We start from the raw sequence: 24,974 nt of genomic DNA on the forward strand, positions 1-24,974 counted from the left end.
GGACCGTGAAACGACTCCACGCCGATGATAGTGCGGATACCCGTGTGAAAGTAGGTAATCGTCAGGCTCCTCATGCTCCGAACAAAAACCCCACCCCAAAGGTGGGGTTTTTGCGTTGGGACTTTCAAAGCATCTCACGCCAGCTTGCGAATAGCCGATTGCTGATAATTCTCGACGCCGATTTTGTCGATGAGGCCGATCTGAATCTCCAGCCAATCGATGTGATCCTCGGTAGCGTCGAGCAGTTCGACCAGAATCCCTCTCGAGACAAAGTCCCGCACCGATTCGCAATAGACGATCCCCTCCTTGCATTGCGCTTGGGCCGCCTGCTCGAGCTTGAGGTCGTTCTGCAGAGCTTCGAGCGTCTGCTTGCCAATGGCCAACGCATGAAGATCCTGCAAATTCGGCAGTCCATCGAGCATGAGGATTCGCTCGATCAGCTTGTCAGCATGCGTCAACTCGTCCATCGACTCGTCGTATTCGTGCGCGCCGAGTTCTTCAAATCCCCAATGCTGATAGAGACGCGCGTGCAAAAGATACTGATGCACGGCCGTCAGTTCGTTCTTCAGCTCGGCATTGAGGTAGTCAATCACTTTCGGATCGCCTTGCATACCGTCTCCCGCCTGGTCGCATTGCCACACACTCAGAATAGACGTTCGGCGATGACGAGCCGACAACGAGATTCATTCGCATTAGTGGCGACACTGCCGCATCCGCCCGCGTAGCGGAAACTTCCCTCGATTGCGCGATTTTCATGCCTATAATCGAGCGCAAAAGGAACGAGCCGCACAGAGTACGCCTTGCAGATAACAACAAGGAGAGACGTCGTGCCCCGATCGAACCGTACCCGCGCCCCTTCAATCTTCAGCCCGAATATAGCGAGCACGGGCCGTCGGCAGTTCCTCGGCATGGCCGGCGCCGGAATGCTCGCGACACTTCTTCCGGGCTGCGGCAGCGATAACGCCGACTCCCAGTCCTATCCTCAAACCGTCGCCATGGGGCAGCAGGCAATCCAGCAGGCCATCGGCAATCCGACGCAGCCCGTCGCGGCAATATCGGTGGCCATGCTCAAGGGCAGCAACGTGTTCTGGCAGCAGGCGTTCGGCGTATCGTCGGTGCCGAACCAAACCAAGGCGACGACCCAGACGCGTTTCAACATCGGCTCCGTCAGCAAGCTGTTTGCGGCGCTCGCAGCGACGATCCTTCAGGATCGCGGACTGATCACGCTCGATACGCCGATCGTCCGTTATCTCCCGACATTCACGATGCTCTCGCCCGAGTACGCGAAGATCACGACGCGCCAGTTGCTCTCGCATTCGTCGGGACTGCCGGGCACGAATTCGCGCAATCTCTTCACGTTCGCGCCGGTTCCCGGCTACGCAGCCGATACGCAAGCCGAACTCGCGAATACGCATCTGAAGCATTACCCCGGCGAGCTTGCCGTGTATTGCAACGACGGCTTCACGATGATCGAGCAGATCGTCCTCGCGATGACAGGGCAGAGCTTCGCAAGCTTCGTGGAAGCGAACATCCTCGCGCCGCTGAAGATGACGAACTCCAGCTATCTAACGAGCGTGCCGAGCAGCGGCTCGTTCTCGTATCCGTTTGCGAACGGCACGCAGTATCAGGAATTCGTCAACGCCTATGCGACGGGCGGGTTGAGCTCCACGCCCGGCGACATGATGAATCTCGCGCAGATGATCATCGGCGGCGGCATGTTTCAGGGGCAGCGCGTAGTATCGGCGGCGGGCATCGCGCAGATGGGCACGGATCAAACTACCGGACTCCTGATTAATCCGTCGCCCGAATGGAAATGGGGACTCGGCTGGGACTCGATCAGGCAACCGGCGCTCGATGCAGCAGGCGTCCTCGGATGGGAAAAGGACGGCGGAACGGCCTTCTATTCGAGCGAGTTCTTTGTCGTGCCACAGGCGCAACTCGCGCTGATGATCACGGGCAATTCGGGCTACGACGCTCGCAAGATCGCCGAATCGCTCGTGCTCTCCGCGCTGAAAGAGGACGGCTCGATCGCCTCGCTGCCGGCCAAGATCAGCACGACGGCGCCATCGGCCGCATCGGCGCCGAACATCGTCACGGCTGGCGGTATCTACGGCAATTCCGACTCGCCATTCCAGGTGATCGCGAATCCGGACGGCAGCCTGCAATTGAACCAGTGGGATGGAAAGAAGCGTGCGTGGACGCAGCTTGGCGCATACCAGTATCGCAGTGACGGATGGTGGTGGAGCAATAGCGATAGCGCCTCGTATCGCTTCACGGTCGCTTCCGGAACCGATGAGAACGGCCACGCGTACAGCTATCGCTATCTGATGAAGCGTGTGGTGCCAGGCGCGGGTTACGCGTATCTCACGCTGCCGGTCGGTCAGCAACTCGCCGCGCTCAGGCCGCTCGACACCGCATGGCAGCAGCGTTTAGACACGCAATGGACCCTGACGAACGATTCGCCAACGGCCGTGCCGATCGTCATCGATGGAAACGAACCGGCTTACCTGACCACGTTGCCCGAACTGCCGGGTTATGTGCTGTACGGCAACACGGACCTTCGCTATCAACTCTTCGTGCCGCTTTCGGACGATCGCGGCGGCATGTCGGTCAAGGTGCCTGGTAACTTCGGTCGCGATCTCTATGAGATCCGCTTTGCGTCAGCGAGTGGCGGCACGACACTGACGCTCGGAAGCTCGATTTACGCGAAGGCTTGAATGAAAGCACTCACTCGAAGCTAATTCACGGGAAGTAACCTGCTTCACATCGGCGATGCATGTGAAGCAGGTTCGACGAACGAACGTCATGCGCGCTGCGTCAGGCGGTGAAGCGATACGGCAAACGCCGCCTCCTACACGACAAGGAGCACATCATGTTCGCACTGCTTTCGCATCTTCTCGGCAAGCTCTGGTTTCCCGTACCGACATGCTTTCGCAAAGCGCTTATCTCGCGTCGTCAGGCGATCTTGCCGATCTCGAACGCCGCATGCGTAACGTCGAAGACGAAGACCGCGCTTACAGCATGTCGTTTTGATGCGCGAAGACCCGCATGAAACATCCGCGGCTCAATTCGCCTCACGTCCTGTCGCGAGCCACGGCTTTCGATCTTCGAGGCAGACCATTCCTTCGTACAGTTCGACGTAGGAGCGGATCATCGCATCGAGACTGAATTTGCGCGCATGCTGACGCAGCCGGTCGTGCGTAGAAGGATCGTCGAGCAAGGCGGTTGCCTCGTGAATCTTGTCGATCAACGTCTCGGGCCGGCCGACGTCGAACAGGAGATTCGAACGCGGCTCGATGATCTCGGGAATGCCGCCCATATTCGATCCGACGACGGGCACGCCATGCGAATACGCTTCGAGGACGACCAGCCCGAACGGTTCGTTCCACACGGACGGCACCACCAGAATATCGATGCTGCTCAGGAAATCCGAAGGATCGACCCGTCCGAGGAAAGTCACGCGCGGGTCCGCGTATTTCGTCTTGACCGAATCGACGAAGTCCTGATCTCCGGTGCCGCCGATCGAGACTGTCCAGTCGAGCGTCTGGTCTGCGAGCAGTTGTTCCAGCAGCAACTCGACGCCCTTTTCAGGCAGCACGCGCCCGAGCATGCCGAGTCGCAATGGAGCGTTTCCATCTTGTCTCGAATGCTGTGCCGCGACGGAATCCATGGCCGGCTGATAGCAATTGTTGATGACGGTCGTCTTTGCCGCACGCGAGAAAAAACCGCTCTCGAGATGCTTCTGCAAGACGAAATCGCTGACGCCGACCGCAACGCTGACCTGCGCGGATGCGATCTGCTTCGGCTTCGCATACAGCGAGCACACGCCGCACTGACTCGCGCAGGGCTTGCCGGCCGTGAGCATGCTCGCCGTCGGGCACAACAGATAGTAATCGTGGATCGTATGTACGATAGGCACGCCCGCGTTGTTGGCGACGCGCCATGCATCGACGGAAAGACACGAGAGGTTGGCAGTATGAATGATGTCCGGCTTCTCGCGCTCGATGATCTCGGCGAGCTTTCGCGTCATCGACGTGTTGCGCACGTCGATCGCGTGCCAGATCAGCTTGGCGACGCGGGAATGCTCGCCAGGCGCATGCGGCCAATAGAGATTGGTCGAACGCAGACGATAGACCTTCGCGCCGTTGACGACTTCATTGCGATCGTCGCCTGTGCCGGTCGCGCAGACCACGCAAACTTCTATGCCTGCCTTGATGAGGCCATCGGCAAGGAGTCGCGTCGCAACTTCGGCGCCGCCGACCTCGTCTGGAAAATATAACGTGTTCGCGATCAGTACTTTCACGGCGTATGGACAGGATGCAGATCACTACGAGCCGGCGGCTTGGCGGTGCGAAAGTCTTCGCGCGCGCCGTAGCTTGTTGAGCGCTTGCCGATGATGTGACGGGGCGGATGACCCTTCATGTGTCGCGGCTCCGGTTCTACAGCGTATGAGCTGATGGCTGACAGTTGGCGCCGCGTCACCTCGATCCGATCGACGACAGGATTGGAAATCGAGTGCGGTCGTTCGAGCTGAACTTTGATCCTGCAAGGTGTGCGGCCCAGTTTACCCCATGAAAGCAAGGGGTATCGCGTTTTTTCAATTTGCGTGCTGCCTACATGCTTTGCGTCTTCCTTATGAATCGATAGCCCGATTTTTACCTTGTGGCCAGCAGCAAAAACGATATGGACCGTGGCAAGGTTACGGACATACGGCGCGTGGCAGCGCCTGTTCTTCGAGCACGCTTTCATACAGCGCGCGATATGATTCGACCATCGCATCGACGTTGAAGCGCCGCGCATATTCGCGGAAACGCTCGTGCACGCGCGGGTCGTCGAGCAACGCCACCGCTTCATGCAGCTTGCCGATGATCGAAGAGGGCTGCGCGATGTCGAACACCAGATTCGTGCGCGGCTCGATGACTTCGGGAATGCCGCCCGTGTTTGCACCGACGACCGGCACGCCGTGCGAATACGCTTCGACCGTGACCCTCCCGAACGGTTCATTCCAGATGGATGGCACCACGAGAATGTCGATACTGTCGTAGAACGCGTCCGACTTCACGCGGCCGAGATATTCGATGCGCGGATCGTCGTACTTCGACTTGAGCGCCTGAAGATAATCGGCATCCGCATGGCCGCCTACGGCTAGCGTCCATTGCAGCGTATCGTCCGCGAGCAATTGCTCGAGCAGCACTTCCAGCCCTTTCTCCCGCGACACGCGCCCGAGTATGCCGAGTCGCACGGGGCCGCCTGTATAACGGCGCGTGCGCGGCGGCGCAGTCGAAGTTTCAAGCGATTCGCACGCGTTATAGATGACCGCCGTGCGCGACGCACGCGAAAAGTAGCCGCTTTCCAGATGCTTTTGCAACACGAAGCGACTCACGCCGACAGCGACCGCGACGCGCGCCGACGCGATGCGCTTGGGCTGCGCATACACCGAGCACACGCCGCACTGCCGCTGGCATGGCTTCGAATGCGAGAACATGATCGCGGTCGGACACATCAGATAGTAATCGCGCGCCGTATGCACGATCGGCACGCCGGCATTGCGTGCGAGACGCCAGATATCGACAGAGAGGCAAGACAGATTGCTGGTGCTGATCACGTCCGGCTTTTCACGCGCGATGATGCTCGCGAGCTTGCGCGACATGATGACGTTATAGACATCGATGGCATGCCAGATCAGCTTGGCGACGCGGCCGTGCTTCTCGCGCAGATGCGGCCAGTAAAGATTGACCGAGCGAAGCCGATAGACCTTCACACCATTCACGTTGTCCACATGGTCGACACCCGATCCGGTCGCGCAGACCACACAGACTTCGATGCCTGCCCTGACCAGACCCTCGGCCAGTAGTCGCGTAGATACTTCGGCCCCTCCGGGTTCATCCGGAAAATAGAGTGTGTTCACGATCAGTATCTTCACGACGACGAAGTCCCCTTGGAAAAGCCTATGCAAAGACACGGCAGAGCGTAACGCTCTCAGGGTTCGACGATCGGTCAAACGACGGAAAAACCCCGGAAGACAAGGCAGGTATTGAAATCATCATACTCGACGGCGAGCTAACGTCGTGTTTAAAGAATCGTCGAGCCGTGCTTGTCTCTGCCATGACAGATACTCGCGCGAGCGCATTTCGGCTCGACTGCGATGCGGAAAACATAGCAGCTTGTGCACCGGCGTTCAATGTGGTGCCGAACATAGACGCCGATGACATTGGGTGTTGAAAGAAAGAGGAATGCGGGCAGTGATCGAACGCCGCGGCCTGAACCGCGGCGTTCATGCTGTCGTTACTGCGGCTCGTACCACGAATAAGTCGGAAGCGTGGTCAAAGGCTTGCCGATCTGGAACGTGATATCCCGCAGGGACGTCAGCGGAATGTTGCGCGGATCGCCCGTGTAGCGCCGCACGTCGCCGTTATCGTTGATATAGACGACGATGTCGCCGGTGATGCCCGCAACGTTCGTGCTCGAAAGCGGCATGCCCCAGACATCGAATACCTGGCCGAGCGTGAAGTCCTTGAAGTTCGGCGTTTCGATATGAATGATGCCGGTGTTGTCATGCGTGTGCGTTTCATAGTTACACGAAGACAAGATGCCGACATTCTTCGGGAACGCGAGCCACTGCCCGTCCTTGAAGATGGCGACGTGCGAGTGAACGTGGAACGTCTCGGCCATGCCCGCCGCGCAGATCAGGCCATCGACCGGCGCGCCGGTGCCGCCCGTCGCCGTATTGCCATCGGTAAAGTACAGATTGCCCACCAGGCCGCCGTAGCTGAGCGTCGTCACCGTCGAGGTGAACGGCGGCGGATCGGTCCACGTATAGGTCGCGATCTGCGTCGGCGTCGCGCCGATGACGAGCGTCACTTCGCCCTTGTCCGGCAGCACGAGGCTCGAAAGATCGCCAGTGTATTTGGTGAGCGTGCCGCCCGTGTTCACCCACGCGGTCACATTGCCCGTGAGGCCCGCCACGTTGGTCGTGCTGAGCGGCTGACCCCAGACGGAGAAGAACTGCCCGAGCGTGTAAGACGCATTCGATGTCACGTCCATGCGGATCTTGCCCGAGGCATCGACGGTGTGGACCGGATACACGCAACCCGTCTGCTTCGCCATGGTCGGCTTCACGTATCCGACGTTCGCCGGCAACGAGAGTTGCTTACCGTTTTGATAAATCGACAGATGTGAATAGCTGTATTTATTGCCGGCGACCGTGCAGTTCAGATTGGCGACGGCCTGGCCGGTGCCGCCCGTCGATGTAGAGCCGTCGCTCCATTGCGATGCGCCGATCGTCGTACCATCGACGACTGCAGTCGCGGCGGCGAGCGTCGGCGTGCCGGTCGTCGTCGAGGGCGTGCTCGCGCCGGAGGGTGCGCTCGCGCCGCCCGGTGAGCTTGCACCGCCTTCGCCCGAGCTCGTGGGCGAGCTTGATCCGTTGCCCGAACCGCCGCCGCCACCGCAAGCGGCGAGCAATGCGAGCGCTGCGGCCGCGAGTGCGCTTGTCATCCAGCGCGTGTTCATCTGTTTCTCTTTGAGCATGTGTCGACTCCGCCCCTAAGGATTTCTGAAGGTGTTGCGGGTTGCACTGCGGCCGCATGCGCGACGCATGCGTGGCGTGCATCCGGCATCGGAAGCATCGCGAGCCGCTCTCGATGCAAGAAACGCGCTTGCTCGTGGAGACGGTCTCGATACGATTGACGCAAATGTTGACGCCTGTCGCTACGACGCTCGTCTATCGACCGGATGCGTTATGGTCTGACTTGCGTCGGTGAAGTCCAGCGACTCATCGAAAGAGAGAAACCGGTCCGGTTATCTGATTCGCCGGCCCGAGGAAATTTAACGTCGAAGAAATGTCGTCGCAAGCAAAGCAACTTTTGGAAACGTGTTCTGACACCGTGGTTTTCGGGTGTGTGCGTTCGCGTACATACGTGCAGTCCACGATTCAGCAGAAAATCAAGGTTTCGATGAAGTGCCGACGGCAAATGGAACAGCGCCGCGGCGAAATTCGGTTCGCATTTAACGCGCGGCCGGAGAAAGGGGCGGACGGGGTTTCGTCTGACGTACAGAATAAAGGAGGGGAGTAAATGACTCTCTCGAAGACGTTGTTTCACAGCGTAAGGGACTGGTTGCCCGATAACCTGTACTTGACCATTTATCATCGTCGCCGGATCGGACGATTTCCAAAGCTGCGCAATCCGACGACATTCAATGAAAAAATCCTGCGGCGCTGCCTCGAACCCGATCCACGCTTCGGCGACCTCAGCGACAAGCTGAAAGTACGTGAATACGTTGCGGAAAAGATCGGCAGCGAGTATCTCGTGCCGCTGGTTGCTGAACCATCCGATTTCACGAGAAGTGTTTTCGATGCGCTTCCCCAATCCTTCGTCATGAAGGCGAATCACGGCAGCGGATTCGTGCATGTCGTGCGCGACAAGAACGAAACGTCATTCGAGAAACTCGATGCAATGGCGAAAAGCTGGTTATCGACCGACTTTTATGCGATTGCACGCGAACGACATTACCGAACCATCGAGCGGCGCATTTTCTTCGAGGCACTTCTTACCGGAGAAGATGGAAAGGTCCCGCCGGATCTGAAGTTTCATGTCTTCAACAAGCAGTCGGGCGATCCGAAGATATTCATCCTCGTTATTTCGGATCGTTTCGGAAGCCCGCGCGGCGACATGTACGACGCGGACTGGAATCTTCTCGATATCGGCATGGGCCACTATCCGCGCAGCCCGACTCCGGCTCCGCGACCGGCGAATCTGGATGCGCTCGTTTCGATCGCGCGAAAGCTGTCGAGCGATTTCGAATTCGTGCGCGTCGATCTGTACGATGCGAAAGACCGAATTTACTTCGGCGAGCTGACGTTCACGCCGGGCGCGGGCATGTTCGCGCTGCATCCCGACAAGGTGGACTACGAGTGGGGAAGCCTCATGTAACGTTCACGGCCGGCCGCGCGTGTCGCCCAGCGGAAACTCGATGTGACATCGCGCGCCGTTCCGCCCGATCTCCAGCCGGCCGCTTCCATTGAGCTCGTCGGCGACCTTTCGTTCGATCATCTCCGTGCCGAAGCCGCGTCGTCGAACGTTCGCCGACGCGTCGAGCACGGGCCCGCCATGTTCGGTCCAGTCGAAGCAGAGCCACGTCGCGCCGCTTCGGTCGACGCGCGCCCAGCGAATCGTCACGACTCCGCCATCCGCCGAAAGCGCGCCGTATTCCAGTGCGTTGACGACGAGCTCGTGGACGATCATCGTCATCGTCTCGGCGGCTTCCGATGAAAGCGCGGCATGCTCTCCGTCGATATCGAACTTGCCGTTCGTTTCGCCCAGCGCATCGATCTCGAGACGCACGATGTCGTGCAGATCCACTTCGACGTTCAGTCCATCGGCAAGCGCTTGCTCGATGCGCGCGAGCGCTTGCAGCCGCCCGTTCATGAGCGACGCATGGCGTTCGACGCTTCCCGCGCCATCGGCGGTGCGCGCGTTGATCGAGATGATCTCGGCGATGATGCCGCGTACCCGGCGCCTCAGTTCCATGAGCAGCGCGGATTCGTGTTCTAGCGCGTCGCGCAGCGCTTCCGCCGAACGGGCGCGCTCGAGCTCGGCCCAACAACGGCCCGCAACGCCTTCGACCAGCGCGACCATCTCCGGCATCCAGCGGCGAGACGTGCGTTGCGTCACGCGAAGAAGCCCGCGCAAGCGGCCTTCGGCCATCACCGGGACGAAAACAGCCGCGCCGATGCGGTCTTCGGCAAGGCTCTGCCTGATCGTCGCGGACAGACGCGGATCGGCCTGCGTATCGCTGATGACGACCGACTGGCCTCGCTCGTACGCCGACGCGAATGGCTCACAGGTCGCGCGACCTTCGATCGGCAGCCACTCGACCTGCTCGGTGTCCAGTTGCCCCGCGACCATCCGGCAAGCCAGGTGCATCATGCTTTGCGGATCGGTCAGATCGCGCGCCGCGTTCGAGAAGCGCACCAGAAACGCGTTGACTTCCCGCGTGCGTAAGCGCGAGCGTGACAGCTCGATCTGCCCTTCGACGCGCGCCAGCAGCTCGCGCGCGGAAAACGGCTTCGCGACATAGTCGTCCGCGCCGGCCTTGAGCCCCTTGATGGCGGAGTCTTCGCCGGCGTAGGCCGTGAGAAGGATGACAGGCGTGTCCCTGAGCGCATCGTCCTCGCGTATCGCGCGCAATAGAGCGAAGCCGTCCATGCCGGGCATCATGACATCCGCGAGGATCAGCTCGGGCCGGTGCCGATGCGCCTGAGCAAGCGCGAGCGTGCCGTCGGGCGCGACGTCCACTTCCCAGCGCGCGCCGAGCAGACGTTGCAGATGCTCGCGAACATCCGCATTGTCGTCGACGACCAGCACGCGGCCGCGTTTCGGTCCCGTGGCCGCGCTCAACTCGACGAGGTCATCGTCCTCGAGCGATCCGTTCGGCCGAAGCCAGCGCGCCGCTTCATCGGCCAGCAGTGCGGCGAGCGCCGGCTCGCGCCCGCTCAGGTCCGGGCGCTCGATCGTTTCGAGGCGCGAAGTCAGCGGAATCCAGACCTGGAACGTGGTGCCGGAATGTTCCTCGCTGCGCACGGACACTTGCCCGCCCAGACGCTGCGCGAGATCCTTCACGATCGCGAGACCGATGCCCGCGCCTTCCGCCGTGCGCGCGCGGGATTTCTGCACGCGATGAAAGCGCGTGAAGACGTTCGGCAGCTCCGACGCCGGAATGCCGACGCCGGTATCGATGACTTCCAGTTCCGCATGCAGCCTGATCGCCTTGAGGCGAACGCTGATATGGCCTTCGAACGTGAACTTGAGTGCGTTCGAAATGAGGTTCGAGACGATCTTCTCCCACATTTCGACGTTGACCGGCACGGGCGGCATGTCCATGTCGATGGCGACGCGGCAATCGAGTCCCGCCGCCTTGATCGCGCCGGAAAACGCGCTGACGATATCCGCGGTGAGCCGGCCGAGATTGATCGGCGCGACGGCGGGCCGTCCCTGAACATCGATGGCCGAGAAATCGAGCAGGCTGTTCACGAGCCGCAAGAGGCGGCGTGCATTGCGCGACGCGACCACGACGTTCGCGGCGGCCTTCTCCGGCAGCGACGGATGCTGGCGGAGCAGCTCGTCGAGCGGCGCGAGCATCATCGTGAGCGGCGTGCGGAATTCGTGGCTCACATTTGAAAAGAACTCGGTCTTCGTGCGATCGATTTCGGCGAGCCGCGCCAGCCGCTCGCGCTCCAGTTCATTGGCGAGCGCGTCGCCGATTCCCGCGCTGACTTGCTGAACGACGAGATCGATGAAGTGCGCGTGCGCTTCGTCCTGAGGCCGATGCGGGCTGAGACCGAGAATCAGGACGCCGAGCGCCCGGGCTCGCGTCGCGGTGCCGAGCGGCATGATCAGCGCGCGCGTCGGGCGCTGGCTGCGCCGGGGCGCCGTGACGGGCGCCTCGAGACCGGGAAAGCGGCAGTCGAGATCGTCGACGGCGAAGCCCGTCAGCACGCCGGATCTCGACGCCGCCAACGCCGCGGACATCGGCCAGCTTCCGTCGTCCCGGACGTTCATCGAGAGCGTGTAGGGCGCAGCCGCGCAGCCGGCCTCCAGACCGGCCGCTCCCGCAAGGCTCGCCTGCTGGCCCGTTTCGTCGAACAGATAGATCAGGGCGAACGGCAAATCCGCCGGCGCGCTGGCGAGCGCGGCGGCGGCGCGTTCGCAGGCTTCGCGTCGCGACAAGGCGTCGGCAAGCGCCTTCGCGAGCGTGTGCAATGCGCGCGTGCGGCGTTCGGCGACGACGTTGCGCGTCGTCTCCCAGCCCGTGTTCTGCACGCCGAGCACGCGGCCTTGCACATCGCGGATGGGCGAGTACGAGAACGTGACGAAAACTTCCTCCACGAAGCCGTGCCGGTCGATCATGATCGGGAAATCTTCGCCCGCGACCGCCTCGCCGTGAGTCAGAACGCCCTTGGCGATGGGTCCGAGCACGTCCGTCCAGACCTCCGGCCACGTCTCGTGCGCGGGCCGGCCGAGGGCGAGCGGATGCTTCGCGCCGAGGAAGACGCGCCAGCGGTCGTTGTAGATCTGAATCAGATCGGAGCCCCACAGGATCGACATCGCCTGCGGTGAATCGATGGCGGTGCGTACGGTAAGCTGCAGTTCGGCAGGCCAGCCGAGCACGCATCCGAGCGGCGTGCGGCACCAGTCGATCTCTCGCGCCAGATGCGCGATCTCGCCGGCATCGCCGAACGTGCGGTTGACGGCGCGCAGCTCCGAGCGCATGCGCGGCTGTGGCGTTCCGCAGACGATCTCGCCGATGACCTGACCGATGTCGTCGAGCGGCACCACCATGTCCGCCGCGCCCGTGGCGATGGCGGCTGCGGGCATTTGCGGATATTCCGCGCTCGCCTGACTCTGAACGATCAGGCGGCAGCCGGCGGCGCGCAACGCGTTCGCGCCCACCGAACCGTCGCGGCCGAGGCCCGTCAGGATCGCGCCGATCGCTCGCGGGCCGAAGCTGCGCGCAACGGATTCGAAGAGCCGGTCGATCGGCCGTTCGATCGCGCCGCCGGGACACGGCGACAGCACGAAGGAACCGTCCGGCAGCAATTCCACGAAGGCGTGCGGCGGGGCGACCATCAGCCTGCGCCCGCCGATGCGCGAGCCGGCGGTGATCCATTCGACCCGATACGCGAGTCGTTCGAAGACCCATAGTGTTGCTTCGGGCGGCAGGTGCATCATCAGCACGACCGTGAGCGGCAAGTCTTTCGGCAGGCCGTCGACGAGACTGGCCGTGGCCATGTGCCCGCCCGCCGACGCGCCAATGACGATGAGATCGAAGGCGGACTCCGGAATCTGCTCCAGCCGGGACTGCGATGTCGGATCGGAAATCTGCACGCGCCACTCCTCGCGATGAAAGATCCGTCTTTCAGGCTAGCACGAATGTGCGAAGCCAATTCGACGCCCATTCGACTCGCGTATTTTTTCCGATCGCTCGATCGGCGTATCTCGGGCACGATAGAACGGCAAGTTCGTTTCAATACCGAGGTCGAGCCATGCAAATCCAGACTGGTAATCTTTTCAGCTTCGAAGCGAAGCGCGGCAATGAGGAGCGTGTCGACATGCTCGTCACCGGAGAGCGTCTGAACGTGGAGCGGATCGTGTCGATGGGGCACGCGAGCCCCGAAGGATTCTGGTACGACGACTCGCGCGCCGAATGGGTCGTGCTGCTGTCGGGCGCGGCCGCGCTCGAATTCGAAGAGGATTCGACGCTGCTCGAAATGCGTCCCGGCGATCATGTGCTGATCGAACCGCATTGCCGGCATCGCGTCGCATGGACGCATGCCGTCGAGCCGACCGTATGGCTCGCGATCTATCACGAACGCCGGGCCTGAAAACAAAAAATCAGCGTGTTTCAGCGCGGAACAGGCGGCAAACGTTTGCATTTGGCCGCTTTAACGCTTTCACAACAATGAGGCGAATGACGCTGCGTTTTGTCACCGAAAGTTCATGAAGAAGCCTTAGCGTGCACTGTTTCTTCATACATCGGCCAGCGTTGTCATGCACTCAGCGTTATCGAGCTTTCGCGGTTTTTCCGGGCAGAGAGATCTTCGTACTGCCGGCGATCTTTGCAGGGAAGTCCCCTTTGTCGACGCGGAGGGCTCCAATGCACTGGTGATGGAAATCTTCTCCGCGCGCCGCGACATGGGAAGCCTGGCCGTGATCGAAGGATTGCGCCCAATTGGGCTGATCAACCGCGATATCTTCATGTCGCAGATGAGCAAGCCTTTTCATCGCGAGCTTTACGACAAGAAGAGTTGCATCGCGTTCATGGACAAGGAGCCGCTGATCGTCGAAGCGGACGTGAGCATCGAAACCCTCGCATTCAGAACCGTCGATGCCGGCGAAAAGGCGCTCGTCGATGGTTTCATCGTCACGCGCGGCGGACGGTTCTCCGGCGTGGGCAGCGGCCTCGAACTCGTGAGCGCGGTCGCGCAAATGCAGGCGGAGAAGAACCGCCAGATCATGCAGAGCATCGAATATGCGAGCGTGATACAGCGCGCCATGCTGCGCGCATCCGACGACACATTGTCGACGCAGCTTCGCGATGTCGCGATGGTCTGGGAACCGCGCGATGTCGTCGGCGGCGACTTCTATCATTTCGCGGCGTTCCCGCATGGCTGGTTCGGTGCGGTGGCCGATTGCACCGGTCACGGCGTTCCCGGCGCGTTCATGACCTTGCTTGCTTCGGCGTCGCTGTCGAAGGCGATCGAGCAGATCGGTCCGCGCGATCCGGCTGCGTTGCTCGCGGCGGTCAATCGCAACGTCAAGGGCTTGCTCGGGCAAGTGAACGGCGATGCCGCCGGGCATCAATCGAACGACGGACTCGACACCGCGTTTTTCTGGCTCGATGCTTCGGAAAACGTGCTGCATTTCGCGGGCGCGCGCGTCGCGCTGCATATTCTCCCGCCCGATGCGGCGGAGTTCCAAACCATCGCGGCCGATCGCATGGGCGTAGGTTATGTCGACAGCCGCGCGGACTACGCGTGGAATCTGCGCGCGATCGCGGCTCCGGCCGGCAGCCTGATCTTCATTTGCACCGACGGGCTGACGGATCAGATCGGCGGCCCGCGAAACATTTCCTTCGGCCGGCGCCGCATTCTCGATGTTATCCACGCACATCGCGGCGAGTCGCCATGGACGATCTGCGAGCACGTTCGGCAGGCGCTCGCGCATTGGCAAGGCGTGCAGCCGCGCCGCGACGATGTCACGTTCTTTTGTGCCCGTATCTAGTCAATTCAAAGCATGTCTCAACTACTCGATCAGGACAGCGCCTTTTTCGATCTGGCGCAGCGACGCAATGTTCTCTTCTATCACAAGGGATATTTCTCGCATAACATCGTCGCGGCCATGGGCGAAGTCGTGAAGCTGCAACTGGAAGTCGCCGGCGTGAGCGGTCCGACGCGCCGCAAGCTCTTCTCTTCGTTTGTCGAGCTTTCGCAGAACATCGTTCATTACTCGTCGAATGCGCTTTTGCAGGGCAGCGAAGACGAAGGCGCGATACGCGAGGGCGCGGTATGCATCTCGAAGGACGGCGAACATCACGTCATGTTATGCGTCAATCCGATGGCGACCGCCGAAGTGGAAAGCCTGCGTAACAAGCTCGAGCCGCTTCGCAACATGTCGCTCGAAGAGATAAGGCAGGCGTACAAGCTATCGCTGCGTTCGGATACACCCGAAGACAGCAAAGGCGCCGGCCTGGGTTTTCTGACGATGGCGCGCGATGCGAGCGCGCCGCTCGAATTCGCTTTTCATCCGCGTGCCGACGAACCCGGAACCACGCTGTTTTGCCTTATGGCCATCATCTGAGCAGGAAGGCACGAGAACATGGATAACTTATATATTGCCGCCACGACGACATCGCCCGAGGTCGATTTGCGTTTCGATCAGCACGCGTTGTCGCTCAAGGGCGAGTCCTATCCCGAGAATGCGGCCGCGTTCTATGCGCCCGTCATCGAGCAGATGCGCAAGTATCTTGCCGAGCATGCCGGAGCGGTCGTCACGATCGACGTCGCGCTGACTTACTTCAATAGCTCGAGCACCAAGATGCTGTTCAGCATGTTCGACGCGCTCGATCAGGCAGCGCAATCGGGCAGCCGCGTATTGATGAACTGGTATCACGACGAGGAAGACGAGACCATCGCCGAGTTCGGCGAAGAACTGAAGGCCGATTTCCGCGCGATCGAATTCACCGACCGTCTCATCGCTCATCCGGGACGGTAGGCATGCCATCGACATCGTCCGACGATCCGACGCCGGATCTGTTCCAGAACGAAAGTGCGGCGCTGGACAAGGCGCGCGCGATGCACGCGGCGCCCGACGCCGGCGCCGCGGAATATCGCCGGTCGTTGGGGGAACTCATCGATCATTTCGAGCGCCTCATGCGCGAAACGCGGCGTCTGATCGGCCGCAGCGACCGCGCCGAGCGCGAGATGCAGACGCTCGCGCAGCAATTGGCGCATCGCGCGTCGCACGATGCGCTGACGGGCGTGCTGAATCGCAGCGCCGTCATCGAGCAGGCCACGAAAGCGCTGCGCTCGACGAGCGCGGCGATGATCGTGCTCGATATCGACGAGTTCAAGCGGATCAACGATGACTTCGGGCATCCCACCGGCGATGCGGTGATTCTCGGCGTCGTCGATTGCCTGCGGCGCATCGTGGGCGATCAGGGTTTCATCGGACGCGTGGGCGGCGAGGAATTCACCGTGCTGTTGCCCGGAAATGAACCGCACAGCGCCGCGCTGCTCGCCGAGCGCATGCGTGAGGCAATCAGCGATACGCTGGTCGTCGAGCCGGTGGATCGACGCATCACGGCGAGCTTCGGCATCAGCAATAATGCGGCGGGAACCGGCTTCGACATCGCATACGGGCTCGCCGATGCAGCGCTGTATCGTGCGAAGCGAAGCGGACGTGATCGCGTGGAAGTCGCCGATCAATAGGCGTATATCCGCTCTTGACGATTACTTTCTGCGTCGCTGATTCATAAGTTTGACTATATCGCTTGTCGGCGCGCTGGTTATCAGGCGCGCGATGTCGTCGAGATGAACCCAGCGGCATTTGGATATTTCGTTACTCGGGCGAGCTTTTGCCCGATTCGGGACTGCGCAGGAAAACACGTGATGGTGTTTCTGCTTGCCGCGAAAGTCGAAAAGATATTTGGCCGACTTTCCCGATAACCGCGTTTCTTCCCGAAGCTCGCGCAGTGCGGCATCCGAAAGATGTTCTCCACGTTTGAGTATTCCGCCCGGCAAGGCCCACTTCGACTGACTGCGGGCGACAAGAAGGATGCGCTTGCCTCTGCGACAGATCACGGTGGCGCGTTTCTTCAAACCGGTCTCCCTTTTACTTCCAGGTATTCTCGACGCGCTTCACGCGCCATCGAATCGGGCAGAGCCTGATTAGCTGTGTATGCTAATACAGAACCTTACTCACTCGGCAAGCTCGTAAAGCACGGGCGGCGTACACGCAACAGGCGGAAATCGCTTCATCAAACGGTCACAAACATGCGATGCGGCCAGTTCATTGTGGTAATGTCTGAGCCAGGCGATTTTTTGTTCAACTCGAGGCATTGAAATGGATAGGGATGGTGACTGGCCTTTGCCACGGCCAACCACTTTCTTCAAAGCCGACCGGCGTACTGCCGGATCGTCACTCTCGAAAACGAACTCAATAGCCAGTGCTTTCTCGTCACTGGCGACGCCGGTAATCGCGGAAGGAGTGCAAAGAGCGAAAGAGCTATCCACGACGAGCGATGCGCAAGATTTTCCCCAGCTTCGCGTCGCCTTCAGAATGCTCCGCGCTTTGTACTGGCGTATTCTCCCCATGCTCGAATTTTTCGACCCGTTATCAAGGGCGGGCACGGTCGCAACATCAAAGCGTTGACGTCCGTGCAGAACAAGCTGGGCGGGCTGAATCGGCGCAAGGGCAATGCGGCAAGCTGTCGATACACATACATTGAATCAGGAAATGGCTTACACAACACCGGAAATCACAGAACTCCTGGCGAAACAGGACGCGCTGAACAAGCAACTGGCCGAGGCGAAGGAACGCGAAACGCGCCAGGTGCTGATCGAAATCGTGCAGAAGATGCGCCAGTACGGCATCAGTCTGGAAGAGCTGTCAGGCAGCAAGCCGAAAGCGCAGGAACCGGTCAGGGAAGCGAAGTATCGCGATCCCATCGGCGGCGCGACGTGGAGCGGACGCGGCCGCGCGCCGCAATGGATCGTCGGAAAGAATCGCGATGATTTTCTCGCCGACACGCGCGCCACGAAGACGACCAAAGCCGCCGCGCAAGCCGCGCTGTTCGGCGACGAGGCCTGAAGCGAAGTCTTCGATCAGGCACGCTCACGGCGGCAAGAAAACATCGCTACAGAAGGGATTTTCCCTGAGCGAGAATCTTGTCGCAGACCTGCTTGGTGACTTGCTCCTTCAGCCCCGCACCGCTCAAGTCGAGCTGCTTGCCGTTGCCGCTATCCAGAATGCCTTTCGCGCCGTTCGTATAGCCTGAATCGCTGGAAGCCGAGCCGCCGAGCTTGCTCATCAGCCCGTCCTTGACGGATGACGCACTGCCGCCGAGATAGTTGTTCTTGACGCAATATTCGATAACGCCCGCCACATTGCTCGTGCTGCCCGACGTGAGCGAATCCATCGATAAGCCTCCGGTCAGGCCGCTCAAGTTGCCGAGTGCGTCGCCGCTGCTGCTCTCTTTACCTTGATTGAGCAGATTGCCGATTTGAGCGTGAGCTACTGGAATGGTAAGCAGGGCTGCAGTCAGGATTCCGCCGGCCAGAACATGACGCCTTGAGAAGATCATGGAGCCTCCGAGGTTTGATCTCTCACTATAGACGATGAACGCGCGCGGGTCGGCATCGACTGCGCGCGTTTCGATTCGTTGAAAAGTACCGGATATTCAAGCGCGAATCATCCACCTGTTCCCGTGACGCGCCATACGACATTGCCGACGTCATCGGCGATGAGAAGGCCGCCGTCGCGATCCTGCGCCACGCCCACGGGTGCGCCGTATAGCTCTTTCTGATCCGCCGATGCGAAGCCGGTCACGACATCTTTCGGCGCGCCGACAGGCTTGCCGTTTTCGAATGCGACGTAGGACACGACATAACCGCTCAGCGGCGAGCGATCCCAACTGCCATGTTCGCCGATGAACGCGCCGCCCCGATATTGCGCCGGCAGATTGCCGCCGGTATAGAACGCCAGCCCGAGCGGCGCGACGTGCGAACCGATAGCGTAATCGGGCGGAATCGCGCGGGCGACGAGATCGGGGCGCTGCGGCTGCGCGCGTGGATCGACGTGCTGTCCGTAATAGCTATACGGCCAGCCATAGAACGCATTCTCTTTTACTGAAGTCAGATAGTCGGGGACGAGGTCTGCACCGATTTCATCGCGTTCATTGGCAATTGCCCAGAGCTGCTTCGACTTCGGTTCCCATTGCAGTCCGGTCGGATTGCGAATGCCCGCTGCATAGATACGGCTCGCGCCCGTCGCCGTGTCGACTTCGAGAACGTCGGCGCGCCGGTATTCGACCTCCAGTCCGTTCTCGCCGACATTGCTGTTCGAGCCGACGCCGACATAGAGCTTCTTGCCATCGGGGCTCGCGAGCAGGGCCTTGGTCCAGTGATGATTGATCGTGTCCGGAAGATCGGCCAGCTCGACGCCGCGCTCGGCGATGCTCGTTTCGCCCGTCTTGTAGGGAAACTTGAGGATCGCGTCGGTATCCGCGACATAGAGCGTGTCGCCGATCAGTTGCATGCCGAACGGCGAATGCAGTTGATCGATGAACACATGCCGCTCCCACTCGCCACTCGCGCTTTTCCTCAACAGCGTGATGCGATTCGCGCCTTTCGCCTTTTTCCCCGACTTGCTCGCGATCAATCCGGCGATGAGTTGCCTGGGCGTCGTCACCGCTTCCTCGTTCGGGCTGTTGGATTCGGCCACGAGGACATCGCCGTTCGGCAGCGCGTAGACCTGACGCGGATGCACGAGACCGGACGCGATCTTTTCGATCCGCAATCCTTCCGCGACCTTGGGCGTCGCGCCGTTGCGCCAGCCGACGTATTCGGGAACCTGCATCGGCGGCGCGAAGAAGTTGCGTGCGTCCGGCAGTGGAGGCTTCTCGCCCGCCTGATGTTGCGCATCGTACTGCGCGTGTTCGTTGCATCCGCTCATCGATGCCGCGAATGCGATCGCGAGCGCGCCTATCATCATGCGCTTATTCATGAGCCGCCTCCGCGAGAACGAGCCGGTGCATGGCCATCGCGATATGACCGATGCTCAGAAGCACCACGGTGATGACCGAGAGAATGACGTTCTCCGGAACCATCGCATAGGCATCGCGGCTATGCACGAAGGCGTTGACGACAGCGGCGACGATCGCGATCAGATTGAGCCAGAAATCGATTCGTTCGATCCGCGAGACCGCGCGCCGCTTTTGCAGCCATACGTGACCGAGATTGAGCAGCCGCGGAACGATGGCGATGATGAGACCGGCCGTCACGAGCCACGCCGCGCCTTTTCCCCAGAACACATTGCGCGTGATGGCGTAGCTGATGTCGAAGATCAGCGTGCCGACAAAAAGCCCGTAAGGAATGGGATCGAGCAATTCGAATATCGCCGGAGCGAATTTCGATGGAGGTCTCGAAGTGGCGGATGAAGTGGACATAGCTTCTCTTCCCGAATGCGCGTGGTTTTTAGCCCTTGCGCATGCGGCATGCCCGCGCGCGTACTTCGTTGTTGACTCGTTGAAAGGAGAAGAGATGAAACGGTGTGCCTGTTTCGACAGGATTCAAGCGAAGGTCCGGCGTGATCGACGACGTAAGAAGCGCCTCGATCGATGTCGCACCTCGAACTCGGTGCGACATCGTCGGCCGCTCACAGCAGACGCGGATCCAGCGGCGGAGGCGCGGACGGTAGCGCGGGCAGCGGCGGCGGAAGATGAAGCTCCTTCAGCAGCGCGGCGCCGGGCCACGAATCGGGCAGCTTCGGCATCTCGGGAAGCTTCTTGCTATCCGGATTGGTCAGATACAGCATGCCGCCGCGAATGGCGGACATCGCATTGCGATGCATCGTTTCGACGCACGGCAGGTCGGTGATGGTCAGAGTGGTCATGGCAGGTCTCCCGGCAAAAATAAAAGTAATTGAATGGCGACGGACGAGTCGCCATTCGATCTTTTGCACAGGTTGTGCCAAGCGAAGCAGAGCGCGCCGGTCATCGGTTTCGCTCGAATTTATCGACGCATAACGGCGTACTCCGAACGACAGTTCGATCGCGCGATGTCGGCGCGCGCCCGACACTCAATCCAGCGCGACGACGGGAACCGACACGCGGCCTTCCATCAGTACGCGCGCGCTGCGGCTCATGATCGCTTTCTTCACTTGCCATTCGCCGTTCGCTTCGACGGCTTCAGCGCCGACGCGCAACGTGCCCGACGGATGCCCGAAGCGCACCGACTGACGCTCGCCGCCGCCCGCCGCGAGATTGACGAGCGTGCCCGGAATCGCCGCCGCCGTGCCGATGGCGACCGCCGCCGTGCCCATCATCGCGTGATGCAGCTTGCCCATCGACATCGCGCGCACGAGCACGTCGACATCGTCCGCGCCGATGCGCTTGCCGCTCGACGCGACGTATTCCGCCGGACGCGCGACGAACGCGATCTTCGGCGTGTGCTGACGTTTGGCGATTTCATCGAGGCTCTTGATGAGCCCCATGCGCAGCGCGCCGTATGCGCGAATGGTTTCGAAGCGCTTCAACGCGGCATCGTCGCCGTTGATCGCGTCCTGAAGCTCGGTGCCCTTGTAGCCGATGTCCTCCGCGTTCACGAAGATCGTCGGAATGCCCGCGTTGATCATCGTCGCCTTGAAGGTGCCGACGCCGGGCACGTGCAGATCGTCGACGAGATTGCCGGTCGGGAACATAGCGCCTTCCGCGCCTTCTTCCTCGGCGGCGGGATCGAGAAATTCGAGCTGCACTTCGGCGGCGGGGAACGTCACGCCATCGAGTTCGAAGTCGCCGGTTTCCTGGACGGCGCCGTTGGTCATCGGCACATGCGCGATGATCGTCTTGCCGATGTTCGCCTGCCAGATGCGCACGATTGCAATGCCGTTATCCGGAACGCGGTCGGGATCGACGAGGCCGCTCGTGATCGCGAACGGACCGACCGCCGCCGAAAGATTGCCGCAATTGCCGCTCCAGTCGACGAATGGCTTGTCGATGGCGACCTGGCCGAAGAGATAGTCGACGTCATGTCCGGCGCGCGCGCTCTTCGAGACGATGACCGTCTTGCTCGTGCTCGACGTCGCGCCGCCCATGCCGTCGATCTGCTTGCCATACGGGTCCGGGCTGCCGATCACGCGCAGAAAGAGCGCATCGCGCGCGGGGCCGGGCACGCGCGCCGCTTCGGGCAAATCGTTCAGGCGAAAGAAAACGCCCTTGCTGGTGCCGCCGCGCATGTAGGTCGCGGCGATCTTGATCTGAGGTGCGTGTGCCATGTGATTCGTATCCTTGATTGAATGTCAGGCCGCTTCTTTCGACGACTCCAGGAAGTCCTGCGCGAAGCGTTGTAGCACGCCGCCGGCTTCGTAGATCGAGACTTCCTCGGCCGTGTCGAGCCGGCACGTCACGCTCACTTCGACGCGTTCGCCGTTCGCACGATGGATGACGAGCGTGAGATCAGCACGCGGCTTGCGCTCGCCGATGACGTCATAGGTTTCGGTGCCGTCGATGCCGAACGTCTGCCGATTTTCGCCCGGCTTGAATTCGAGCGGCAGCACGCCCATGCCGATCAGGTTCGTGCGATGAATGCGCTCGAAGCCTTCCGCGACGATCGCTTCGACGCCCGCGAGACGCACGCCCTTCGCGGCCCAGTCGCGCGACGAGCCTTGTCCGTAATCCGCACCCGCGACGATGATGAGCGGCTGCTTGCGCTCCATATACGTTTCGATGGCTTCCCACATGCGCGTGACGCGGCCTTCGGGTTCGATGCGCGCGAGCGAGCCTTTTTTCTGTTGACCATCGACGATGGCCATTTCGTTGATGAGCGTCGGATTCGCGAACGTCGCGCGCTGCGCCGTCAGATGATCGCCGCGATGCGTCGCGTACGAATTGAAATCCTCTTCGGGCAAGCCCATTTTCGCGAGATATTCGCCGGCCGCGCTGTTCGCGAGAATCGCGTTGGACGGCGAGAGATGGTCCGTCGTGATGTTGTCGCCGAGCACCGCGAGCGGGCGCATGCCCTTGAGCGTGCGAGCGCCTGCAAGCGCGCCTTCCCAATACGGCGGACGGCGAATGTAGGTGCTTTGCGCGCGCCAGTCGTAGAGCGGGCTGATGGCTTCGCCGCTTTGCGCGGTCAACGCGAACATCGGTTCGTAGACGCGACGGAACTGCTCGGGCTTCACGCTTTGTTTGACGATGGCGTCGATTTCCTCATCGCTCGGCCAGATGTCCTTCAGATACACGGGCTGGCCGTTCTTGCCGATGCCGAGCGCATCGCGTTCGATATCGAAACGGATCGTGCCCGCGATCGCATACGCGACGACGAGCGGCGGCGACGCGAGAAACGCCTGCTTCGCATACGGATGAATGCGGCCGTCGAAATTGCGGTTGCCGGACAGCACGGCGGTCGCGTACAGATCGCGATCGATAATCTCCTGCTGGATCGCCGGGTCGAGCGCGCCGGACATGCCATTGCACGTCGTGCACGCGAACGCGACGATGCCGAAGCCGAGCTTTTCCAGTTCGGGCAACAGACCGGATTCCTGCAGATACAGTTCGACCGCTTTCGAGCCCGGCGCGAGCGACGACTTTACCCACGGTTTGCGCGTGAGACCTTGCGCATTCGCATTGCGCGCGATGAGCGCCGCCGCGATCACGTTGCGCGGATTGCTGGTGTTCGTGCAACTCGTGATCGCCGCGATGATGACCGCGCCGTCCGGCATCTGCCCCGGCGTTTCTTCCCATTTGCCCGCGATGCCGCGCGTCGCCAGTTCGGACACCGGCAGGCGCTTGTGCGGATTCGACGGACCCGCCATGTTGCGCACGACCGTCGACAGATCGAAGCGCAACACGCGTTCGTATTCCGCGTGCGTCAACGAATCGGCCCACAGGCCAGCGGTTTTCGCGTAATGCTCGACGAGGCTCACTTGCTTGTCGTCGCGGCCCGTGAGACGCAGATACTCGATCGTCTGCTCGTCGATATGGAACATCGCGGCGGTCGCGCCGTATTCGGGCGCCATGTTCGAGATCGTCGCGCGGTCGCCGAGCGTGAGGCTCGACGCGCCTTCGCCATGGAACTCGAGATACGCGCCGACGACCTTTTCCTTGCGCAGGAATTCGGTGAGCGCGAGCACGATATCGGTCGCCGTGATGCCCGGCTGACGCTTGCCCGTCAGCTCGACGCCGACGATATCCGGCAGACGCATCCACGATGCGCGGCCGAGCATCACGTTCTCCGCTTCGAGCCCGCCGACGCCGATCGCGATGACGCCGAGCGCATCGACGTGCGGCGTGTGGCTGTCGGTGCCGACGAGCGTATCGGGATACGCGATGCCATCGACCGCGTGAATCACCGGCGACATGCGCTCCAGATTGATCTGATGCATGATGCCGTTGCCCGGCGGAATCACATCGACGTTCTTGAACGCCTTCTTCGTCCAGTTGATGAAATCGAAACGATCTTCGTTGCGCCGGTCTTCGATCGCGCGATTCTTCGCGAACGCATCCGGATCGAAGCCGCCGCATTCCACCGCGAGCGAATGATCGACGATGAGCTGCACCGGCACGACCGGATTCACCTTCGCGGGATCGCCGCCCTGGTCCGCGATCGCGTCGCGCAGGCCAGCGAGATCGACGAGCGCGGTCTGTCCGAGAATGTCGTGGCAGACGACGCGCGCGGGAAACCACGGAAAATCGCGCTCGCGCTTGCGTTCGACGAGCTGCATCAGCGATTGTTCGAGGATCGCCGGATCGCAGCGGCGCACGAGATTCTCGGCGAGCACGCGCGAGGTGTAGGGCAGCTTGTCATAAGCGCCGGGCGCGATCGCTTCGACGGCTGCGCGCGCGTCGAAGTAATCGAGTGTGGTGCCGGGCAGGGGTTTGCGGTTTGCAGTGTTCATCGCCGTGTCTCGGTCATGGCATGGTCTTTCGCGCGCCATGCTCAAAGGTATTGTGGGGAAGCCCCCTTCGACTGGAAATCCGGGCTATTTTAGGCGCCGATTTCAAAAATAACCCGCCGCCGGCGCGGCGACGGGCCGAAGCTCTTCACGGATCTCGCGTATCACCGTAAAGAGGGCTGATGCGCTTTACGCACGCTTTGCCAGCGGGACGAACTCGAGGTTGTCCGGACCGGTGTAATTCGCGCTCGGCCGGATGATCTTGTTGTCGATGCGTTGCTCGATGATGTGCGCGCTCCATCC

At 61.2% G+C, this 24,974-nt stretch carries 22 protein-coding genes; 9 read left to right on the plus strand and 13 right to left on the minus strand.

Going from position 1 to position 24,974, the window contains the following annotated elements:
• Positions 1–134: 134 nt before the first annotated feature.
• Positions 135–611 (minus strand): bacterioferritin, encoded by a 477-nt coding sequence (gene bfr / locus NCS03_RS29665; RefSeq protein ID WP_250530393.1) that lies wholly within the window; start codon positions 609–611, stop codon positions 135–137.
• 312 nt (positions 612–923) lie between these two features.
• Here bfr and NCS03_RS29670 point away from each other — a divergent pair, with 312 nt between their 5' ends.
• On the plus strand, positions 924–2,717 hold the full coding sequence (locus NCS03_RS29670; RefSeq protein ID WP_250530394.1) for a serine hydrolase domain-containing protein: 1,794 nt from the start codon (positions 924–926) through the stop codon (positions 2,715–2,717).
• A 208-nt stretch (positions 2,718–2,925) separates the two neighbouring features.
• Complete coding sequence (locus tag NCS03_RS29675; protein ID WP_250530395.1) at positions 2,926–3,033, plus strand: DUF3563 family protein; 108 nt, start codon at positions 2,926–2,928, stop codon at positions 3,031–3,033.
• Between the two features lie 31 nt (positions 3,034–3,064).
• On the opposite strand, the gene NCS03_RS29680 is transcribed toward NCS03_RS29675, so the two are convergent.
• From NCS03_RS29680 to NCS03_RS29690, 3 genes are all read right to left on the minus strand, one after another.
• Positions 3,065–4,303: a glycosyltransferase family 4 protein gene (locus NCS03_RS29680; protein WP_250530396.1), complete on the minus strand. Its 1,239-nt coding sequence runs from the start codon at positions 4,301–4,303 to the stop codon at positions 3,065–3,067.
• 396 nt (positions 4,304–4,699) lie between these two features.
• The gene (locus NCS03_RS29685; protein ID WP_347341897.1) at positions 4,700–5,962 is read right to left on the minus strand and encodes a glycosyltransferase family 4 protein; all 1,263 of its coding nucleotides are present in this window, start codon (positions 5,960–5,962) and stop codon (positions 4,700–4,702) included.
• A gap of 323 nt (positions 5,963–6,285) precedes the next feature.
• Positions 6,286–7,530, minus strand: coding sequence for a hypothetical protein (locus NCS03_RS29690; protein ID WP_008345902.1), 1,245 nt, complete (start codon positions 7,528–7,530; stop codon positions 6,286–6,288).
• Positions 7,531–8,075: 545 nt separating this feature from the next.
• Between NCS03_RS29690 and NCS03_RS29695 the strand changes: the two genes are divergently transcribed.
• Complete coding sequence (locus NCS03_RS29695) at positions 8,076–8,933, plus strand: ATP-grasp fold amidoligase family protein (RefSeq protein WP_008345899.1); 858 nt, start codon at positions 8,076–8,078, stop codon at positions 8,931–8,933.
• 3 nt (positions 8,934–8,936) lie between these two features.
• On the opposite strand, the gene NCS03_RS29700 is transcribed toward NCS03_RS29695, so the two are convergent.
• Complete coding sequence (locus NCS03_RS29700; RefSeq protein ID WP_250530397.1) at positions 8,937–12,887, minus strand: chemotaxis protein CheB; 3,951 nt, start codon at positions 12,885–12,887, stop codon at positions 8,937–8,939.
• 158 nt (positions 12,888–13,045) lie between these two features.
• Between NCS03_RS29700 and NCS03_RS29705 the strand changes: the two genes are divergently transcribed.
• The 5 genes from NCS03_RS29705 (at position 13,046) to NCS03_RS29725 (ending at position 16,489) form a co-directional block, all read left to right on the plus strand.
• Positions 13,046–13,384 carry a cupin domain-containing protein gene (locus NCS03_RS29705; RefSeq protein WP_250530398.1) on the plus strand — a complete coding sequence of 113 codons (339 nt, stop codon included), beginning with the start codon at positions 13,046–13,048 and terminating at the stop codon, positions 13,382–13,384.
• Positions 13,385–13,667: 283 nt separating this feature from the next.
• Positions 13,668–14,783, plus strand: coding sequence for a SpoIIE family protein phosphatase (locus NCS03_RS29710; protein ID WP_250437800.1), 1,116 nt, complete (start codon positions 13,668–13,670; stop codon positions 14,781–14,783).
• Positions 14,784–14,795: 12 nt separating this feature from the next.
• Entirely contained in the window at positions 14,796–15,359 is a 564-nt protein-coding gene (locus tag NCS03_RS29715) for a SiaB family protein kinase (RefSeq protein ID WP_008345892.1), read from the plus strand.
• Positions 15,360–15,377: 18 nt separating this feature from the next.
• The gene (locus NCS03_RS29720; protein ID WP_250530399.1) at positions 15,378–15,773 is read left to right on the plus strand and encodes a DUF1987 domain-containing protein; all 396 of its coding nucleotides are present in this window, start codon (positions 15,378–15,380) and stop codon (positions 15,771–15,773) included.
• A 2-nt stretch (positions 15,774–15,775) separates the two neighbouring features.
• Positions 15,776–16,489: a GGDEF domain-containing protein gene (locus NCS03_RS29725; protein WP_250530400.1), complete on the plus strand. Its 714-nt coding sequence runs from the start codon at positions 15,776–15,778 to the stop codon at positions 16,487–16,489.
• Between the two features lie 21 nt (positions 16,490–16,510).
• On the opposite strand, the gene NCS03_RS29730 is transcribed toward NCS03_RS29725, so the two are convergent.
• Both NCS03_RS29730 and NCS03_RS31320 read right to left on the minus strand, forming a co-directional pair.
• Entirely contained in the window at positions 16,511–16,879 is a 369-nt protein-coding gene (locus NCS03_RS29730; protein WP_008345887.1) for an NUDIX hydrolase, read from the minus strand.
• 99 nt (positions 16,880–16,978) lie between these two features.
• On the minus strand, positions 16,979–17,293 hold the full coding sequence (locus NCS03_RS31320) for a hypothetical protein (protein ID WP_160172912.1): 315 nt from the start codon (positions 17,291–17,293) through the stop codon (positions 16,979–16,981).
• A 223-nt stretch (positions 17,294–17,516) separates the two neighbouring features.
• Here NCS03_RS31320 and NCS03_RS29740 point away from each other — a divergent pair, with 223 nt between their 5' ends.
• A complete protein-coding gene (locus NCS03_RS29740) occupies positions 17,517–17,870 on the plus strand; it encodes an H-NS histone family protein (RefSeq protein ID WP_008345885.1) in 354 nt (117 codons plus the stop codon).
• Between the two features lie 46 nt (positions 17,871–17,916).
• On the opposite strand, the gene NCS03_RS29745 is transcribed toward NCS03_RS29740, so the two are convergent.
• The 6 genes from NCS03_RS29745 to acnD all read right to left on the minus strand — a co-directional run bounded on the left by NCS03_RS29745 (position 17,917) and on the right by acnD (position 24,674).
• Positions 17,917–18,363: a YjjA family protein gene (locus NCS03_RS29745; protein ID WP_250530401.1), complete on the minus strand. Its 447-nt coding sequence runs from the start codon at positions 18,361–18,363 to the stop codon at positions 17,917–17,919.
• Positions 18,364–18,470: 107 nt separating this feature from the next.
• Entirely contained in the window at positions 18,471–19,784 is a 1,314-nt protein-coding gene (locus NCS03_RS29750; protein WP_250530402.1) for a PQQ-dependent sugar dehydrogenase, read from the minus strand.
• Complete coding sequence (locus tag NCS03_RS29755) at positions 19,777–20,226, minus strand: DUF2231 domain-containing protein (protein ID WP_250442165.1); 450 nt, start codon at positions 20,224–20,226, stop codon at positions 19,777–19,779. The genes NCS03_RS29750 and NCS03_RS29755 overlap by 8 nt, the downstream gene beginning before the upstream one ends.
• 209 nt (positions 20,227–20,435) lie before the next feature.
• Positions 20,436–20,672 (minus strand): hypothetical protein, encoded by a 237-nt coding sequence (locus NCS03_RS29760; RefSeq protein WP_175982216.1) that lies wholly within the window; start codon positions 20,670–20,672, stop codon positions 20,436–20,438.
• Positions 20,673–20,858: 186 nt separating this feature from the next.
• Complete coding sequence (gene prpF, locus NCS03_RS29765) at positions 20,859–22,052, minus strand: 2-methylaconitate cis-trans isomerase PrpF (protein WP_250437806.1); 1,194 nt, start codon at positions 22,050–22,052, stop codon at positions 20,859–20,861.
• Positions 22,053–22,076: 24 nt separating this feature from the next.
• Positions 22,077–24,674: a Fe/S-dependent 2-methylisocitrate dehydratase AcnD gene (acnD, locus tag NCS03_RS29770; protein ID WP_250442167.1), complete on the minus strand. Its 2,598-nt coding sequence runs from the start codon at positions 24,672–24,674 to the stop codon at positions 22,077–22,079.
• Positions 24,675–24,974 lie beyond the last annotated feature (300 nt).

This window comes from Caballeronia sp. ATUFL_F1_KS4A, from assembly GCF_023630905.1.
GTDB classification, from domain to species: domain Bacteria; phylum Pseudomonadota; class Gammaproteobacteria; order Burkholderiales; family Burkholderiaceae; genus Caballeronia; species Caballeronia zhejiangensis.